The organism is Labrys sp. Lb11, assembly GCF_057554225.1.
The window spans coordinates 304421-321623 of sequence record NZ_BAAJOT010000009.1; the positions used below are offsets into that span (position 1 = coordinate 304421).

Consider the following 17203-nt stretch of genomic DNA (forward strand, 5'->3'; position numbering starts at 1 on the left):
GCGCCTGACCTGAGGCGCGCGGGGGCAACCCACCATGCCGTGGCGGCGGCGGTGCCTTCCTCTTCCCGGCGCGCTATGGTCGGGCGAGGGGGATTTCCTTGATTCCGCACGATGCCAGTTCCTGGGCCGTCGCCTTCTATATTTCGGAATGGCTGATCCGGCTTGCGATGATCGTGATCGTGCCGTTCCGGCGGTCGCCGGATGCGGCGCGCGGCTGGCTGCTGCTGGTGCTGTTCATGCCTTGGCCGGCGCTGATCCTGTACTGGCTGATCGGCCGTCCGACCTTTCCGCGCTGGCGGCGCGAGCGGGTCGAACGCCTGCCGCAGCTCCTCGGCGTCACCGGCGAGCAGATCGCCCGGCTGACCGGCGCCACGACGATGCGCCTGCCGGTCCGCGCCGCCGGGGCGGCGAAACTGGTGCAGAGCCTCGGCCAGATGCCGGTCGTCGACGGCAACGATGTGGAACTGCTGGCGGACTACCAGGGGACGATCGACCGGCTGGTCGCCGACATCGACGCCGCCCGCTTCCACGTCCATCTCCTGTTCTACATCTTCGCCGACGATGCCACCGGCCGGCAGGTGATCGAGGCGCTGCGGCGGGCTGCGGCGCGCGGCGTCTCCTGCCGCGTGCTGATCGACGCGCTCGGCTCGCGGCCGTGGATCGACCGGGTCCAGGCCCTGCTGCAGGCTGACAAGGTGTGGGTGCGCGCCGTGCTGCCGGTCAGCATCTTCCGGCGCCAGTCGGCACGGGCCGACCTGCGCAACCATCGCAAGATCGCCGTGATCGACGGGCGGATCGGCTATGCCGGCTCGCAGAACATCGTCGATGCCGCCTTCAAGCCCGGCATCGTCAACAAGGAGCTGATGGTTCGGGCGCGCGGACCGGTGGCGCTGGAGCTGCAGTCCGTGTTCATCGCCGACTGGTTCCTGGAAACCGACGAGGCGCTGGCTGGCGACGACCTGCTGCCCGGCGCCGACATTGCCGGCGAGGTGGCGGCGCAGGTCCTGCCCGGCGGGCCGGACTATCCCGGCTCCGGCATCGAGACGCTGATCGTCGCCGCCATCCACGATGCGCGCCAACGGGTGGTGATCGCCACGCCTTACTTCGTGCCGAGCGGGCCTCTGCTCGAAGCGCTGCGGACCGCGGTGCTGCGCGGCGTCAAGGTCCATCTGATCCTGTCGCGCGTCGCCGACCAGTATCTGGTGCGGCTGGCGCAGCGCTCCTACTATTCGGAGCTGATGGCGAGCGGCGTGCATATCCGGCTCTACCGGGACGGATTGCTGCACGCCAAGAACATCGCCATCGACGACGATGTGGCGGTGATCGGCTCCAGCAATGTCGACATCCGTTCCTTCGTCCTCAACTCCGAGGTGATGCTGATGTTCTACGGCCGGGACGTCGCGGCACGGCTGCGGGCCGAGCAGGAGCATTATTTCGCCGGCAGCGACCTGCTGTCACCGACCGCGTGGGACGCACGGCCCCTCGCATTCAAGGTTGCGGAGAATCTCGGACGGATGTTTAGTCCGCTGTTGTAACCGGCTACCGCCATTGCTCCGCCCGCCTACATTCCCTAAAGTCATGTCATGCGACTGAAAGAACGGCAGCCCCTCGGGACGGCGATGCGGCCTGGCTCCGCGCGATCGAAGTCCCAGACCGGAACGGCCCGATCGATTCTGCGCCAGCGCCTGTCACGATCCCGCCTCGAGGCCAGGTGCCTGACCGCGCTTCGCGAAACGATGTTCTATCGCGACCTGACCGCGGTGGACGTCGACTCCTGCGAGAGCGGCGCCGGCGATTGGGCCGTGGTGCGCCTGTGGCGTGGCCATGTCGTCGAGTTGCCGCAGGGCCGCTGCTGGGATGCGGGCGGACGCGAGACGATCGCCTGCCTGGCGACCTGCTGCGCCCTGGACGAGGAGCGGGCGGCAGGGCCGGGGCCGACGGCGACGGGCCGCCGGGCGCGGGGCGGCAAGGCCGGGTAATGCGTTGAAAGATTTTCGAAAGATGCCGTTGCCCTGCATTCCTGCGAGAGTGGTGCGATCGGTCGGAATCGTTTAGAAGAACGGATCAGAATCGGTCCGAGGCCGTGCATTGACTGACGAGAACGACAAGCGTCCGGGCGACGGCGAGCCGTCCGAGATTCGATCCATCTCCATCACCGACGAAATGCGCCGCAGCTATCTCGATTACGCCATGAGCGTGATCGTCAGCCGCGCGTTGCCGGATGCCCGCGACGGCCTGAAGCCGGTGCACCGGCGCATCATCTATTCGATGTATGAGAACGGGCACACCCCCGACAAGAAATACGTCAAGTCGGCCAACATCGTCGGCGCCGTCATGGGTCAGTATCACCCGCATGGCGACCAGGCGATCTATTTCGCCCTGGTGCGCATGGCGCAGTTCTTCTCGATGCGGCTGATGCTGGTCGATGGCCAGGGCAATTTCGGCTCGGTCGACGGCGACATGCCGGCGGCGATGCGCTACACCGAATCGCGCATGTCCAAGGCGGCGGTGGCGCTGATCGAGGATATCGACAAGGACACGGTCGACTTCCAGGACAATTATGACGGTTCCAAGCAGGAGCCGACGGTCCTGCCGGCGCAGTTCCCCAATCTCCTGGTCAACGGCGCCGGCGGCATCGCCGTCGGCATGGCCACCAACATCCCGCCGCACAATCTCGGCGAGGTGGTCGACGCCTGCCTCGCCTATATCGACAATCCCGGCGTCACCATCGACGAGCTGATCGAGCTGATTCCGGGGCCGGACTTTCCGACCGGCGCCCAGATCATCGGCCGCAGCGGCATCCGCTCGGCCTACAACACCGGCCGCGGCTCGGTGATCATGCGCGCCACCGCGGCGGTCGAGGAGATCCGCAAGGACCGCGACGCCATCGTCGTCACCGAGCTGCCCTACCAGGTGAACAAGGCGACGCTGCAGGAGAACATTGCCGAACTGGTGCGTGAGAAGCGCCTCGAGGGCATCTCCGACGTGCGCGACGAGTCCGACCGCAAGGGCATGCGCCTGGTGATCGAGCTCAAGCGCGACGCGGTCGGCGAGGTGGTGCTGAACCAGCTCTACCGCTTCACCCAGCTGCAGACCAACTTCGGCTGCAACATGGTGGCGCTCAACGGCGGCAAGCCGGAGCTGATGAACCTCAAGGACTTCATCTCCGCCTTCGTCGACTTCCGCGAGGAGGTGATCTCCCGGCGCACCAAGTACCTGCTGGCCAAGGCCCGCGACCGCGCCCATATCCTGTGCGGCCTGGCCACTGCCGTCGCCAATATCGACGAGGTGATCCGGATCATCCGCACCAGCCCCGACCCGAACACGGCGCGCGAGGCGCTGATGGGGCGGGACTGGCCGACCGGCGACATCGCGCCGCTGATCCTGCTCGTGGACGACCCCAAGCACCCCATGAATCCCGACGGCACCTATCGCCTGTCGGAAGCGCAGGCGCGGGCCATCCTCGACCTGCGCCTCGCCCGGCTGACCGCCCTCGGGCGCGACGAGATCGGCGAGGAACTGCAGAAGCTCGCCGACCAGATCCGCGACTATCTCGACATCCTGCGCTCGCGTGCCCGCATCCTCGGCATGGTCCGCACGGAGCTGGAGGCGATCAAGGCCGCGCATGCGACGCCGCGCCTGACCCAGATCCTCGATTCCGATGCCGATTTCGAGGACGAGGACCTGATCCAGCGCGAGGACATGGTCGTCACGGTCAGCCATGCCGGCTATGTCAAGCGCGTGCCGCTCTCGACCTACCGGGCACAGCGCCGCGGCGGCAAGGGCCGCGCCGGCATGCAGACGCGCGAGGAGGATTTCGTCACCCGCCTGTTCGTCGCCAACACGCACACGCCCGTGCTGTTCTTCTCCTCGAAGGGGCGGGTCTACAAGGAGAAGGTCTGGCGCCTGCCGCTCGCCACGCCGCAGGGACGCGGCAAGGCGCTGATCAACCTGCTGCCGATCGAAGGCGACGAGCGCATCACCACGATCATGCCGTTACCGGAGGACGAGAGCTCCTGGTCGACGCTGCACATCATGTTCGCCACCAATTCCGGCTCGGTGCGGCGCAACGACCTGTCCGACTTCGTGCAGGTCAACCGTGCCGGCAAGATCGCCATGAAGCTGGAGGAGGGCGAGCAGATCTGCGACGTCTCGATCTGCACCGAGGCCGACGACATCCTGCTGACCACGGCGGAAGGCCAGTGCATCCGCTTCCGCGTCGACGACGTACGCGTGTTCAAGGGCCGCGATTCCATGGGCGTGCGCGGCATCAAGCTGGAGGAGGGCGACACCGTCATCTCCATGGCGGTGATCCGTCACCTGGAGATCTCGCCCGAGGAGCGCACCACCTATTTCCGCATGCGCCGGGCGGTGCTGGGCGAGGCGGAGAACGGCGAGGCGGCGGTGGAGGAGGCGGAGGACGCAGCCGGGCCGGTCGAGATCTCGACCGAGCGCTACGCGGAGCTCTCGGCCGCCGAGCAGTTCATCCTCACCATCTCGGAGAACGGTTACGGCAAGCGCACCTCCTCGTTCGAGTACCGGATCACCGGACGCGGCGGCAAGGGCATCGCCGCCATGGCCGTGAACGAGCGTAACGGCCGCCTCGTGTCGTCCTGGCCGGTGGAGGCGTCCGACCAGATCATGCTGGTGACCGACGGCGGACAATTGATCCGCTGCCCGGTCGCGGGCATCCGCATCGTCAGCCGCGGATCGCAGGGCGTGATCGTCTTCAACACGGCCGAGGGCGAGCATGTGGTCTCGGTGGAGCGCATCAGCGACGACGGCGAGGACGAGGCTGCGACGGAGTAACGCATCCGGCGCCGGGGGCGCGAGCAGAAAAAAGCGCGGTCGCCTTGCGGCGCCGCGCTTGGAGTTCCGGGCTTGGGGTCAGACTGCGTGGGGGGCCCGGGATCTTGGAGATCGGAGGAACTACGCGCCGGTTGCGCGAAAGTTCCGGGAACTTGTGAAAATTCAGTCTCCGAGCTTGACACGGACGAGAATCGTCTCGCCGGGCTTCTCGAACACCTGGAGCATGGAGCCGTTGCGCGCCTTGGCGCGCGCGACATCCTGGTTGGGGTTGGTGGCACAGGCGGCCATCAGCGAGCCGGCACCACACCGCGCCGCCAACTCGGCAACATCCAGGCGATCACCGCGTGCGGCAATGGCAGGGGAGGGAACCTTGGCCATGTCGAGCAACGATGCCGCAGCCAGAACAAACATGCCGCCACCGACCGCAAGCACGGAACGACGGGGTTTCATTTTTTTCGCCTCCCTGAAGGCTCGGTTTGTTTGAACGATATGTTACGCTGTTTACAATCCGTTCAATCTCAAAACTGCGTGAAACTCGCTGTGCGTTTTGGCACACAGTCAATCCCCTTGTGCAAGGATCTGGTAACAAACGGCGACGGCTTCAAGATGTTCCCACCGGAACGGGATCTCGTTGTGTTCACGGAAGCGTGTGCGGACCGGCGGGGCCTGCGCCCTCCGGCCCCGACGGCCGCATCTTCGGCTTGCGGGCTCGCCGCCGGGCCGGTAACGCTCGCCCATCACCAGGGATGACGCGATGACGCAGGCCATCACCCGCACCGCCTTCTATGCCGGCTCGTTCGATCCCTTGACCAATGGCCATGTCGACGTGATCCGCCATGCCTGTGCCATTGCCGACCGGCTGGTGGTCGCCATCGGCGTGCATCCCGGCAAGACGCCGCTGTTCTCGGCGGAGGAGCGCGCCGAGATGATCCGCGAGGATTGCGAGCCGGTGACCGGGGGGACGGTCCTGGAGGTGATCACCTTCGCCGACCTGGCCGTCGATGCCGCCAAGCGCGTCGGCGCGACCATGCTGATCCGCGGCCTGCGGGACGGCACCGATCTCGACTACGAGATGCAGATGGCCGGCATGAACGCCTCGCTGGCGCCGGGCATCCAGACGGTGTTCCTGCCGTCGTCGCCGATGGTCCGCCCCATCACCGCCACGCTTGTGCGCCAGATCGCCGCCATGGGCGGCGACGTCTCGGGCTTCGTGCCACCAAGCGTGCTGCGGCGCCTGAAATCCCGTTTCGCTCGCCCCGATGACAGGCCCTGACGGGCCAAGGAGACAATCCCGTGCTTCGTATCCTCACCGCCGCAACCATCGCCTTCGCTCTCGCCCTGGCGAGTCCTGCGGTGTCCGCCGCGCAGTCCGACCCGAAGAATACCGTCTACCTCGACACCAAATACGGCCGCGTGACCATCAGGCTGCGGCCGGATCTGGCGCCCAAGCATGTCGAGCGCATCAAGACCCTGACCAAGAAGGGCTTCTATGACGGCATCGTCTTCCACCGCGTGATCGACGGCTTCATGGCCCAGACCGGCGACCCGACCGGCACCGGCATGGGCGGCTCGGACCTGCCTGACCTGCCGGCCGAGTTCTCCAAGCAGCCTTTCGTGCGCGGCACGGTCGGCATGGCCCGCTCGCAGGATCCGAACTCGGCAAACAGCCAGTTCTTCATCATGTACGCCGACGGCTCCTTCCTGAACGGCAAGTATACCGTGATCGGCGAGGTGGTCTCGGGCATGGAGGCAGTCGACAAGATCAAGCGCGGCGAGCCGGTGCAGGATCCCGACAAGATCATCAAGATGCAGCTCGCCACCGACGCCAAGTAACTCCTCGAGGCGCCCGCCGGCCGTCGGCGGGCGCCGGCCGCTCCTTCCGGTCCGCGACGCGGACCGGGCAAAGGAGAGGGTGGAAATGCGCCGGCGTATCGTGTAGAGACCGCCCCAAGTTTCGTTTCGGATCGTTCCTTTCATGCAGACCGTTCTTATCGTCATCCACTTGATGGTGGTGCTGGCGCTCGTCGTGGTTGTCCTGCTGCAGCGCTCGGAAGGGGGCGGGCTCGGCATCGGCGGCGGCAGCGGCGGTTTCATGACGGGTCGCGGGCAGGCCAACCTCCTGACCCGGACCACCGCGATCCTGGCGGGCCTGTTCTTCCTGACCAGCCTGCTGCTGTCGGTCCTGGCAGGCTATCACGGCAATTCCGGCTCGATCTTCGATCGCGTGCAGCAGCCCGCCGCTCCGGCCGGCCAGTCCGCGCCGCCGCAGGGCACGCTCCTCGACCAGCTAAGGGGGCCGCAGCAGCCCGCGCAGCCGGCTCCGGCTCCGGCCCCGACGGGGCCGCAGGTTCCGCAGTCGCAGTAGCATCGACGGGCCCGTCGGCCCGGTCGCGGTACATCCTGGCTTGAGAATCACGGGACCGGTCGCAAGACCGGTTCCCCGAATCGTTTGGCAATTGGTTAGAATGGGGGCCCATGACGCGGTATATCTTCATCACCGGCGGCGTGGTCTCCTCGCTCGGCAAGGGCTTGGCATCGGCCGCCTTGGGTGCCCTCCTGCAGGCGCGTGGCTACAAGGTCCGCCTGCGCAAGCTCGATCCCTATCTCAATGTCGATCCGGGCACGATGAGCCCGTACCAGCACGGCGAGGTGTTCGTCACCGACGACGGTGCCGAGACCGATCTCGACCTCGGCCATTACGAGCGCTTCACCGGCGTGCCGGCGACGAAGAAGGACAACATCACCACCGGCCGGATCTATTCCGACATCATCGCCAAGGAGCGGCGCGGCGACTATCTCGGCGCCACAATCCAGGTGATCCCGCACGTCACCAACGCCATCAAGGACTTCGTGCTCGACGGCAATGACGGGTTCGATTTCGTCCTCGTCGAGATCGGCGGCACGGTCGGCGACATCGAGGGCCTGCCCTTCTTCGAGGCGATCCGCCAGATCAAGAACGACCTGCCGCGCGGCGCCTGCATCTATGTGCACCTGACGCTGCTGCCGTTCATTCCCTCTGCGGGCGAGCTCAAGACCAAGCCGACGCAGCACTCGGTGGCCGAGCTGCGCTCGATCGGCATCCAGCCGGACATCCTGCTTTGCCGCAGCGACCGGGCCGTGCCGGCCGAGGAGCGGCGCAAGCTGGCCCTGTTCTGCAATGTGCGCGAGACGGCGGTGATCGAGGCGCGCGACGTGTCCTCGATCTACGACGTGCCGGTGGCCTATCACCGCGCCGGCCTGGACGGCGAGGTTCTCGCCGCCTTCGGCATCGAGGATGCGCCGGCGCCGGACCTCACGCGCTGGGAGCGAATCTCGCGCACCGTGCACAATCCGGAAGGCGAGGTGACGATCGCCATCGTCGGCAAGTATACGGGCCTCAAGGACGCCTATAAGTCGCTGATGGAAGCGCTGGCCCATGGCGGCATCGCCAACGGCGTCAAGGTCAATCTCGACTGGATCGAGAGCGAGATCTTCGAGGGCGCCGACCCCGCGCCTCACCTTGAGCATGTGCACGGCATCCTGGTGCCCGGCGGCTTCGGCCAGCGCGGCGCCGAAGGCAAGATCAAGGCCGCCACCTTCGCGCGCGAGCGCAAGGTGCCTTATTTCGGCATCTGCTTCGGCATGCAGATGGCGGTGATCGAGGCGGCGCGCTCGCTCGCCGGCGTGGCGGATGCCAACTCGACCGAGTTCGGCCCGACGCCGGAGCCGTTGGTCGGCCTGATGACCGAATGGATGAGCGGCAACGAACTGCAACTGCGGGCGGAGGGCGGCGACCTCGGCGGCACGATGCGGCTCGGCGCCTTCCCGGCGGCACTGAAGCGCGGCTCGAAGATCGCCTCGATCTACGGCACCACCGCCATCTCCGAGCGCCATCGCCATCGCTACGAGGTCAACATGGCCTATCGCGAGCGGCTGGAGAAGGCCGGCATGGTGTTCTGCGGCCTGTCGCCGGACGGCCTGCTGCCGGAGACGATCGAATATGCCGACCATCCCTGGTTCATCGGCGTGCAGTACCACCCCGAACTGAAGTCGCGCCCCTTCGAGCCGCACCCGCTGTTCTCCAGCTTCATCGCGGCTGCGGTCGAGCAGAGCCGGCTGGTCTAGACCGGCGGCCCCTGGCGGGCCCCTGGCGGCCGCTGCCATTCCCCGTGCGCTCGGGACGCCGGCCCCTGCTTTCGTCCCGAGGATGGGTCAGGCAGCCTCTGCGGCCCGGTCGTAACGCTCGCGGGCGGTGGCGACATCGGCCATATGCGTCTCGGCCCAGCGGCTGAGCGCCTCGATCGGGCCTGTCAGGGTGCGGCCGAGCGGAGCGATCGAATATTCCACGGTGACCGGCACGGTGGCGAAGGCGGCGCGGTGGATCAGGCCGTCGCGCTCCAGCTCGCGCAGCGTCTGCGCCAGCATCTTCTGCGAAATGCCCTCGATCTCGCGCCGCAAGCGGTTGAAGCGCACCGGCCCCCGGGCCAGGCGGCCCAGCACCAGCACCGCCCATTTGTCGCCGATGCGATCGAGGATCTGCCGGGTCGGGCAATTGGCGTCGTAGGGATTGGGACGCCTGTCGGCGGAGCCCGCAGGTGGTTTCATGACGGTGACCAGCTAACGCAAAAGTGCTCTCTTTACCTGTTAGCGTATTTTCTGCATCTGGTCACTATTCGAAACCAGGCAAGGAGAGCCGCGTCATGAAGATCGCCGTGATCGGAGCGTCCGGACGGGCGGGATCGGAGATCGTCGCGGAATTGGCACGCCGCGGGCACGAGGTGACCGGCATCGCGCGTTACCCCGGGAAGATCGCCGCGCTCGCGGGCATCACCGCCAGGGCCGGCGACGTCGCCGACGGTGCCGCGCTGGCCGGGCTGCTGAAGGGGCACGATGCCGTCGTCTCGGCGGTGAGGTTCAGCGACAGCGACCCGCATGTGCTGATCGAGGCGGTCAAGGCGGCGGGCGTGAAGCGCTATCTCGTCGTCGGCGGAGCCGCCAGCCTGGAGGTCGCCCCCGGCGTGCGCCTGATCGACACGCCGCAGTTCCCGGAGGCCTACAAGCGCGAAGGCTCCAGGGGCGCGGCCTTCCTCGATATGCTCAAGGCGGAGAAGGACCTGGACTGGGCCTTCCTGTCGCCATCGGCCCTGTTCGAGGCCGGTCCGCGCACGGGCCGCTTCCGCCTCGGCGGCGACCAACTGCTCAGCGATGGCGAGGGCAGCCGCATCTCCTTCGCCGACTATGCCATCGCCATGGTCGACGAGATCGAGAAGCCGGCGCACAGCCGCCGGCGCTTCACCGTCGGCTATTGAGACCCGGCCGCGCCGCCGGCCGGCGCCGTGACGCGGAACACCACCTTGGCCTCGGCGTAATAGCCGAGCTCGTCCCAGAGCCGCGGATACCAGCCGCCGGGCGGATCGGCCGGCACGAAGCCGTCATAGCCGAGCTTGCGTGCCGAGACCGAGAGGCCCTGGCGGCGGAAGGCGGCGGCATAGTCGTCGAGCGAATAGTCCTGCACCGCGACATTGGTCACCTTCGGGATATAGCTGCGCCAATGCGGCCAGAGCGGATTGTCGACGTGGCAGCCGGTGACGGCGTAGTAGACCCCGCCGGGGCGCAGCAGCCGGCGGATCGTCGCGGCATGGGCGTCGAGGTCGGGCAGGAGGTAGAGGACCTCGTGGCTGAAGGCGATGTCGAAGGCACCGGTCCAGGGGGCGAGATCCCCGATGACCTCGTACTGGATCGGCAGGTCGCCTTTCAGCGCATTGGCGCGTGCGATCGAAGCGGTGGCGATGTCGAGGCCGAGCGCACGCTCGAACGGCCTGACGGCATAGAGCAGGCGCAGGAAGCCGCCCTGGCTGCAGCCGAAGTCGAGCACGGACCTTGCGGAGAGATCGCGCTCCGGCACCAGCCCGATCAGATGGCGCCAGATCGGAGCATGGCCGGAGCCCATGGCATTCTCCGCGTCGGAGTCGATGTACCAGGTCGTTATGGTGCTGCTGCTCGTCATGGCTTGATCGGATCTGTTTTCGGGTCTCATTCGGCGGCCGTCCGGCTCGACGCACCGGAATCGTCCTGGCGTGCGGCGGCGCGAATCGGCAGGCAGAGCGGCAATCCGTCTTCCCACAGGATGCGGGCCTCGATGCCGAAGACGGATGCCAGCATCCGGCGGGTGAAGACGTCGCGCGGCGGCCCGTCGGCGACGATGCGCCCGCCGGAGACGGCGAGCAACCGGTCGGCGTAGCGCGCTGCCTGTGCCAGGTCGTGCAGGGAGACGACCAGCGTCAGGGAGCGCTCCCGGTTCAGCCGGCGCAGCAGCTCCATCAGGTCGAGCTGGTGGCGGATGTCGAGATAGGTGGTCGGTTCGTCCAGGAGCAGGATCCGGGCCTGCTGGGCGAGGGCCATGGCGATCCAGGCCCGTTGCCGCTCGCCGCCGGAGAGGTCGGAAACCGGGCGATGCCGCAGGCTGTCGAGGCCGGTCGCCGCGATGGCCTCTTCGATGGCGCGGACGCCGTCCTGGTCGCCGCGGCCGAGCAGCGGCCGATGGGGATAGCGGCCATGGGCGACGAGATCGGTGACGGTCAGCCCCTCGGGGACCGCCGGGTTTTGCGGCAGGATCGCCACCCGCCGGGCAAAGGCCTTGCCGGTCCAGTCGCGGAAGACACGCCCGTCGAGGGTCAGCACGCCGTCGCGCGGCGCCAGCAGCCGGCCGAGCCCGTGCAGGATCGTGCTCTTGCCGCAGCCGTTCGGGCCGATCAGGCAGGTGATGCTGCCTGCGTCGAGCGCAAGATCGAGCCCGGGCACGACCAGCCCGGCACCGTAGCCGAGATCGAGGCGGTCGGCTGTGATCGCCATCAGCGGCTCCGGCGCAGCTGGAAGAGAAAGAGCGGCACGCCGATCATGGCGCAAAGCACGCCGACGGGGACCTCATAGGGCGTGAACAGCGTGCGGCCGGCGGTGTCGGCCGTCACCGCCAGGACCGCGCCGAGCAGCGGCGAAACCAGGATGACGCGTTCCGGATCGGGACCGGTCAGGAGCCGCGCCGCCTGCGGCACGACCAGTCCGATGAAGCCGACGGCGCCGGCCATGGCCACCGCCGTCGAGGAGAGGAAGACCGCGGCGCCGATCGCCAGCAGCCGGGCCCGCTCGACGTCGAGGCCGAGGCTGCGGGCGGGATGGTCGCCAAGGGCGAGCAGGGCTGCCGGACGCTTGAGGAAGGGCAGGGCGATCGCCCCGGCGGCGGCGGTCGCGGCAAGAACGCCGACCTCGTCCCATCCGCTGGCGTAGAGACTGCCGGCGACCCAGACCAGCATGCCCTCGATCCGTCCCTGGCCCCAGCCGGCCAGCAGCCCGGCGACCAGGAGCTGGAGGATGCTGGACACGCCGATGCCGCAGAGCACCAGGCGCCTGGACGCAGCGCCGCCGGCCCAGGCCAGGCGGTAGACCAGGGCGGCGGCGGCGATGCCGCCGAGGCAGGCGATGAGCGGCAGCAGGTCGAACAGGATGCGGCCGGGGATCGCCAGCCTTTCGCCGGCCAGGATCAGGGCGACGGCGGCGAGGCTGGCACCGCCGGTGATGCCGAGAATGCCGGGATCGGCCAGCGGGTTGCGCAGGGTGCTCTGGGTGAGGGCGCCGGCCAGGGCGAGCTGGCCTCCGATCAGGGCAGCGACGAGGACGCGCGGCAACCTGAAGTCCCAGATGATGTCGCCGCCCTCGGCTCCGGATCGGGTCAGTGCGAGCAGGGCTTGGCCGGCGCCGAGATCGGCCGAGCCGGCGGCAACGCCGAGCAGCAGCGCTCCGGCGAGGAGGATGACGCCGAGGCTCACGCTCCGGACCGGCGACAAACCGGCGGTCATGCCGCATGCCTCGTGACCATGTGCAGCAGCACCGGGCCGCCGATCACCGCGGTCAGCATGCCGACCGGCAGCTCGTAGGGGCCGCCGAGGAAGCGGGCGGCGAGGTCGGCCAGGGTCAGGAGAGCGGCGCCGAACAGGGCGCTGACCGGCAGGAGCCAGGCGTGGTCCCGGCCCGCGACCCGCCGTGCCACATGCGGAACGGTGAGGCCGATGAAGGCGATCGGGCCGGCGACGGCCACGGTGGCGACGGTCAGGGCGATCGAGGCGCCGACGATGGCGAGGCGCCAGCCCGTCACCGCCACGCCGAGGCTGCGGGCGCGATCCTCGCCCAGGGCGAGCAGATCGAGCGCGCGCACCGCCGGCAGCGCCACGGCGAGGCCGGCCGCGGCCCAGGGCCAGACGACGCCCACCTGCTCCCAGGATCGGCCGGCGAGGCCGCCCACCAGCCAGAAGAACAGCGTGCCTGCCTGCGGCCCGGCCAGCACGAGCGCCGCCTTGGTGCCGGCGAGAGCGAGAGCGCCGACGGCCAGTCCCGCCAGGGTCAGCCGCAGCGGCTGCAGCGTGCCGTTCCAGGCGATCAGCACGGTGAGCAGGGCGGCAGCGCAGCCGCCGAGCAGGCCGCAGGCGGGCAGCCAGCCGGCGCCGACGCCGAGCCAGACGCTGGCGGTGACCACGGCGAAGGCCGCGCCTCCGGTGACGCCGGTCAGTTCCGGAACGGCAAGGTCGTTCTGCACCACGCCCTGCATCAGCGCTCCGGCCACGGCCAGGCTGGCGCCGCAGAGCACGCCCAGCAGGGCCCGGGGCAGCCTGAGATCCCAGACCAGCACCGATGCGACGTCGTCGCCGGGCGACACCAGAGCCTGCAGGATGTCACCGGGGCCGAGAAGCCGTCGCCCGAGCGAGAGGTCGGCGACGATGGCGGCGGCCAGCAGGCCGGCCGCGGCGGCGATCCACAGCATCCGTCCCGATCGCGCCGGTGGCCCAACGGCGGCGGGGATCGCGCCGGCGGTCATTGCGGCTTGGGAAAGGCGACCGCCCGCACGCCTTCGGACAGGGCCGGCGCCGGGAAGACCGAGGGATAGGCGAGGTAGGCCATCTCGCGCAGCACCATCTCGCGGGCGATCGGGCCGTGCACCTCCATCCATTGCACGCCGACGGCATAGGCACGCCCGGTCCTGACCGCCTTCAGCCGGCGCCAGACCGGATTGGTCTCCATGTCCACGTCCTGGGGCAGGAAGACGAACAGGATGTCGGGATCCTTGAGCAGCAGATCCTCCAGGCTGCCCTGGTCGGCGAAACGAATCTTGTCGGCCGGCGTCGGGTTCGGGCCGATGACATTGGCGATCTTGAGCCGGCCCATCAGGTCGGCGGTGAGGTAGTTGTCGTAGTAGACCCAGGGCGAGGTGCCGTCGCCCCAGAGCAGGGCGGCGGTGACGCCGCCGGGAGCCTTGGCGCCGAGGTCCTCGACGAGACCGGTGAAGCGGGCGTTGAGCGCCTCCGCCTCCTTGACGTGGCCGGTTGCCTGGCCGAGGGCCGCGACGGTTCTCAGGCTGTCGTCATAGGTCGCGACATCGAAGGCGAGATAGGGGGCGATTTCCTGGAACTTGGCGGCGTTCTTCTCGGTGTAGCGTCGGATCGCCACGATCAGGTCCGGCTTGAGCTCGGCCAGGCGCTCGAGGTTGGGCGTGGCGCGTGAACCGAGATCGGGGAGGCCGTCGATGGCGGGGCCGAGGAATTTCGGCAGGATCTTGTCACCCGTCCGCGCCAGCGCGATCGGCTTCCCGCCGATGGCAATCAGGAAATCGGCGGCGATGCTCGACACGGCCGCGACGCGCTTGGCCGGCGCCGGCAGCACGACCTCGACGGGGCGATCGTCGGTGACGCGGATCTCCTCGGCGCGCGCGGGCAGGACAGCCAGCGCCGTCGACAAGGCAAGGCCGAAGGCGCTCCCGAGCCGGATCCAGTGCTTCATGATGCGCTCTCCGTATCGATCTGGAGTTCTTGATGGATACTGCTGTTAACACTGTGGAGTCGTGCTATTCAACTTCAATTATACTTTCTATTTCTTGTAATATGTGCAGAATGGAACGAGTCCATTCGGGTGGCGCGATCGTGGATGGCGCGGGCCGGCGCCGCGATTCTGAAAACGTGCCGGGCGGGTGTTGATCTTGGCCGGCGGCGCCGCGATGGTGGCCCCGTCGCCCACGCCAGCGAGTCTCAGCCTTGATCCAGCCCCGCGGTATCGACCACCTCGTCCTTCCCGTCCGCGACCTCGACGCGGCCGGTGCGCATTATGCGGCGCTGGGCTTCCAGGTCGGCGGGCGCAACCGCCATCCCTGGGGCACGGAGAACCGCATCATCCAGTTGCCCGGCGCCTTCCTGGAACTGATCACGCCGGGAGAGGCCATCCGCACGGCGCCGGCGGAGGGCGACGACCCGTCGGCGCCGCGCTTTCTCAGGTTCGTCCGGCAGTTCCTGGAACTGCATGGCGACGGCTTGGCCATGCTGGTGCTGGAATCGGCGGATGCCCAGGCGGACAAGGCGGCGTTCGACGCGGCCGGGATCGGCGGCTTCGAGCCGTTCTTCTTCGAGCGCACCGGCACGCGCCCGGACGGCAGCCGGGTGCGCGTGGCGTTCACCATGGCCTTCGCCGAGAGCCCGGCGATCACCGAGGCCGGCTTCTTCGCCTGCCAGCAGCACGAGCCGCAGAACTTCTGGAATCCGGCCTTCCAGCAGCATGCCAACGGCGCGACCGCGCTCGGCGGCGTGGTGATGCTGGCGCCGGACGCCCGCGCGCCGCTCGCCTTCCTGGAGGCGTTCTCGGGCGCGCGCGCCGTCTGCGCCGGCGAGCGCAACATTGCCATCGTCACGCCGCGCGGCACCATCGAGGCGATGACGCCGGCCTGCTTCTCCGACGTGCTCGGCCTTCCCGAGGCGGCGGTGGAGGGCGCGCGGCTCGCCGCCTTCAAGGTGCACGCGCCCGTCGAGGCCATGGCCGACCGGCTGGCGGCGGCCGGCATCCGCTTCGTCCGGCACCGCAAGCATCTGGCGGTGCCGGCCGTGGACAATTTCGGCACGGCGCTGATCGTCGAAGAACCGCGCTCGCGCTGAGAAAGGCGCGAACTCGATTGGCTCGGAGGCCAAACCTCTGGCTTGGCTGGAGCGTCCATCGGCGGTTCCCTTATTCAAGACAGCCTATCCATGAGACCATGGAAGGGCTGTTTGAAATCGGCGCGATCGACAAGCAGACGATGCGCGAGTTCGATGATGCATGCCTGACAGCCGTTCAATCCCTGACGCCGGAGGAAATCCGCGCAATTCGTGAGCGCGAGCGCCTGTCCCAGCCGGTCTTCGCCCGGTATCTCAATGTGAGCAAGGGCCTTGTGTCGGATTGGGAACGCGGTGTGAAGAAGCCCGGAGGCCCGGCGCTGCGGCTGCTGACTGTCGTTCAGAAAAAAGGCGTCCGGGCCCTTGCCTAGCTGGGAAGGATCTCCCCCGAGGAACGGCAAGCCCCCCGAGGATGTCCTGGCGACGCAGCTCAGCTCCGGATATGCGTGGGGCGGAGCCCGAAGATGGTCTGCCACGGGCGTCCCGCCTTGCGCAGCAGCAGGGTGGCATCGACGATCACCACCATGACCAGCACGGCGCCGATCACGACGGCCTGCCATTCCGAGGGAACGGTCAAGAGGTTGAAGGCATTGGTCAGCAAGGTCACGAAGCCGACGCCGACGAGCGCGCCGACATAGGATCCCTTGCCGCCGGCAATCGAGCCGCCGCCGATCAGGCAGGCGATGAAGATCTGCATCTCCAGCCCTTCGCCCATATAGCGGTTCGCCATGCCGACGCGCGCGGTCATCAAGACGCCGGCCAGCGCCGCCAGGCCGCCTGACAGGGTGAACGCCAGGAACTCGATGCGCCGGCGGTTGAGGCCGGTGGCCGTGGCGGCCTGCGGATTGCCGCCGAGGAACAGGAGGCGACGTCCCGGAACGGTCAGGCGCAGGAAGGCTTCGAAGCCGGCGCACAGCGCCAGGGCGAAGAGGAACAGGCCCGACAGGTTGCCGATCGCCCACTGGCCGAGCTGGCTGAAGGCCGCAGGAAAGGCCGTGAAGCCACCCAGTTTCCGTCCGACCATGATCACTTCGATCACGCCGCGGGTCATGTAGAGGACGCCCAGGGTCACGATCAGATGGTTGATGCCGACGAAGGCCACCATCGCGCCGTTGAAGGCGCCGATGCCGATGCCGGTCAGCAGGCCCGCGGCGAAGGCGAGCGGCACCGGCGCCCCCGCATCCAGCGCCATGGCCGCGGCGATGCCGGAGATGCCCATCACCGCGCCGACCGAGAGATCGAAGCGGCCGATCATGAACAGGGTCATCATGCCGATCGCCACGATCAGGCTCGGCGCCACCGATGTCTGCAGCGAGGCGAGATTGCTGCCGTCGAGAAAGGCCGGCGTGAGGAATGCGAGGCCGAGCGCCATCAACGCCGCCACGGTCAGCGTCAGGGCCTCCTGCTCCAGGCGGTTGGCGCGCAGGAACGTGATCTTGCGGATTGCGGCCATC

18 protein-coding genes are annotated in these 17203 nt (G+C 68.3%); 10 read left to right on the top strand and 8 right to left on the bottom strand.

Annotated elements, in window-relative coordinates; genetic code table 11:
* Positions 1 to 98 precede the first annotated feature (98 nt).
* The 3 genes from cls (at position 99) to gyrA (ending at position 4809) form a co-directional block, all read left to right on the top strand.
* Positions 99 to 1535 (top strand): cardiolipin synthase, encoded by a 1437-nt coding sequence (gene cls / locus AC27L4_RS30220; RefSeq protein WP_487146349.1) that lies wholly within the window; start codon positions 99 to 101, stop codon positions 1533 to 1535.
* A gap of 201 nt (positions 1536 to 1736) precedes the next feature.
* On the top strand, positions 1737 to 1979 hold the full coding sequence (locus tag AC27L4_RS30225) for a hypothetical protein (RefSeq protein WP_487146350.1): 243 nt from the start codon (positions 1737 to 1739) through the stop codon (positions 1977 to 1979).
* 109 nt (positions 1980 to 2088) lie between these two features.
* On the top strand, positions 2089 to 4809 hold the full coding sequence (gene gyrA, locus AC27L4_RS30230; protein ID WP_487146351.1) for a DNA gyrase subunit A: 2721 nt from the start codon (positions 2089 to 2091) through the stop codon (positions 4807 to 4809).
* Positions 4810 to 4971: 162 nt separating this feature from the next.
* Here the strand turns inward: gyrA and AC27L4_RS30235 are convergent, their stop codons facing one another.
* Positions 4972 to 5259, bottom strand: coding sequence for a hypothetical protein (locus AC27L4_RS30235; RefSeq protein WP_487146353.1), 288 nt, complete (start codon positions 5257 to 5259; stop codon positions 4972 to 4974).
* 316 nt (positions 5260 to 5575) lie between these two features.
* Here AC27L4_RS30235 and coaD point away from each other — a divergent pair, with 316 nt between their 5' ends.
* The 4 genes from coaD to pyrG all read left to right on the top strand — a co-directional run bounded on the left by coaD (position 5576) and on the right by pyrG (position 8913).
* A complete protein-coding gene (gene coaD, locus AC27L4_RS30240) occupies positions 5576 to 6082 on the top strand; it encodes a pantetheine-phosphate adenylyltransferase (RefSeq protein ID WP_487146393.1) in 507 nt (168 codons plus the stop codon).
* A 20-nt stretch (positions 6083 to 6102) separates the two neighbouring features.
* Positions 6103 to 6642: a peptidylprolyl isomerase gene (locus AC27L4_RS30245; RefSeq protein WP_487146354.1), complete on the top strand. Its 540-nt coding sequence runs from the start codon at positions 6103 to 6105 to the stop codon at positions 6640 to 6642.
* Between the two features lie 142 nt (positions 6643 to 6784).
* The gene (gene secG / locus AC27L4_RS30250) at positions 6785 to 7174 is read left to right on the top strand and encodes a preprotein translocase subunit SecG (RefSeq protein ID WP_487146355.1); all 390 of its coding nucleotides are present in this window, start codon (positions 6785 to 6787) and stop codon (positions 7172 to 7174) included.
* Positions 7175 to 7284: 110 nt separating this feature from the next.
* A complete protein-coding gene (gene pyrG, locus AC27L4_RS30255) occupies positions 7285 to 8913 on the top strand; it encodes a CTP synthase (protein ID WP_487146356.1) in 1629 nt (542 codons plus the stop codon).
* An 87-nt stretch (positions 8914 to 9000) separates the two neighbouring features.
* Here pyrG and AC27L4_RS30260 read toward each other — a convergent pair whose 3' ends face one another.
* Positions 9001 to 9393 carry a winged helix-turn-helix transcriptional regulator gene (locus tag AC27L4_RS30260; protein WP_487146357.1) on the bottom strand — a complete coding sequence of 131 codons (393 nt, stop codon included), beginning with the start codon at positions 9391 to 9393 and terminating at the stop codon, positions 9001 to 9003.
* A gap of 95 nt (positions 9394 to 9488) precedes the next feature.
* Between AC27L4_RS30260 and AC27L4_RS30265 the strand changes: the two genes are divergently transcribed.
* The gene (locus tag AC27L4_RS30265) at positions 9489 to 10097 is read left to right on the top strand and encodes an NAD(P)-dependent oxidoreductase (protein WP_487146358.1); all 609 of its coding nucleotides are present in this window, start codon (positions 9489 to 9491) and stop codon (positions 10095 to 10097) included.
* On the opposite strand, the gene AC27L4_RS30270 is transcribed toward AC27L4_RS30265, so the two are convergent.
* Genes AC27L4_RS30270 through AC27L4_RS30290 form a run of 5 tightly spaced genes read right to left on the bottom strand, consistent with a single transcriptional unit; the run spans position 10091 to position 14613 of the window.
* Positions 10091 to 10795 (bottom strand): class I SAM-dependent methyltransferase, encoded by a 705-nt coding sequence (locus AC27L4_RS30270; protein WP_487146359.1) that lies wholly within the window; start codon positions 10793 to 10795, stop codon positions 10091 to 10093. The genes AC27L4_RS30265 and AC27L4_RS30270 overlap by 7 nt on opposite strands.
* A 26-nt stretch (positions 10796 to 10821) precedes the next feature.
* Positions 10822 to 11640 carry an ABC transporter ATP-binding protein gene (locus AC27L4_RS30275; RefSeq protein WP_487146360.1) on the bottom strand — a complete coding sequence of 273 codons (819 nt, stop codon included), beginning with the start codon at positions 11638 to 11640 and terminating at the stop codon, positions 10822 to 10824.
* On the bottom strand, positions 11640 to 12641 hold the full coding sequence (locus tag AC27L4_RS30280; RefSeq protein ID WP_487146361.1) for a FecCD family ABC transporter permease: 1002 nt from the start codon (positions 12639 to 12641) through the stop codon (positions 11640 to 11642). Before AC27L4_RS30280 ends, AC27L4_RS30275 begins: the two co-directional genes overlap by 1 nt.
* Positions 12638 to 13600, bottom strand: coding sequence for a FecCD family ABC transporter permease (locus tag AC27L4_RS30285; protein WP_487146362.1), 963 nt, complete (start codon positions 13598 to 13600; stop codon positions 12638 to 12640). The genes AC27L4_RS30280 and AC27L4_RS30285 overlap by 4 nt, the downstream gene beginning before the upstream one ends.
* Before the next feature lie 50 nt (positions 13601 to 13650).
* On the bottom strand, positions 13651 to 14613 hold the full coding sequence (locus tag AC27L4_RS30290) for an ABC transporter substrate-binding protein (protein ID WP_487146363.1): 963 nt from the start codon (positions 14611 to 14613) through the stop codon (positions 13651 to 13653).
* Between the two features lie 251 nt (positions 14614 to 14864).
* Between AC27L4_RS30290 and AC27L4_RS30295 the strand changes: the two genes are divergently transcribed.
* The gene (locus tag AC27L4_RS30295; protein WP_487146364.1) at positions 14865 to 15752 is read left to right on the top strand and encodes a VOC family protein; all 888 of its coding nucleotides are present in this window, start codon (positions 14865 to 14867) and stop codon (positions 15750 to 15752) included.
* A 98-nt stretch (positions 15753 to 15850) separates the two neighbouring features.
* Entirely contained in the window at positions 15851 to 16120 is a 270-nt protein-coding gene (locus AC27L4_RS30300; protein WP_487146365.1) for a helix-turn-helix domain-containing protein, read from the top strand.
* A 59-nt stretch (positions 16121 to 16179) separates the two neighbouring features.
* Here AC27L4_RS30300 and AC27L4_RS30305 read toward each other — a convergent pair whose 3' ends face one another.
* Positions 16180 to 17202 (bottom strand): ABC transporter permease, encoded by a 1023-nt coding sequence (locus tag AC27L4_RS30305; RefSeq protein ID WP_487146367.1) that lies wholly within the window; start codon positions 17200 to 17202, stop codon positions 16180 to 16182.
* Position 17203 lies beyond the last annotated feature (1 nt).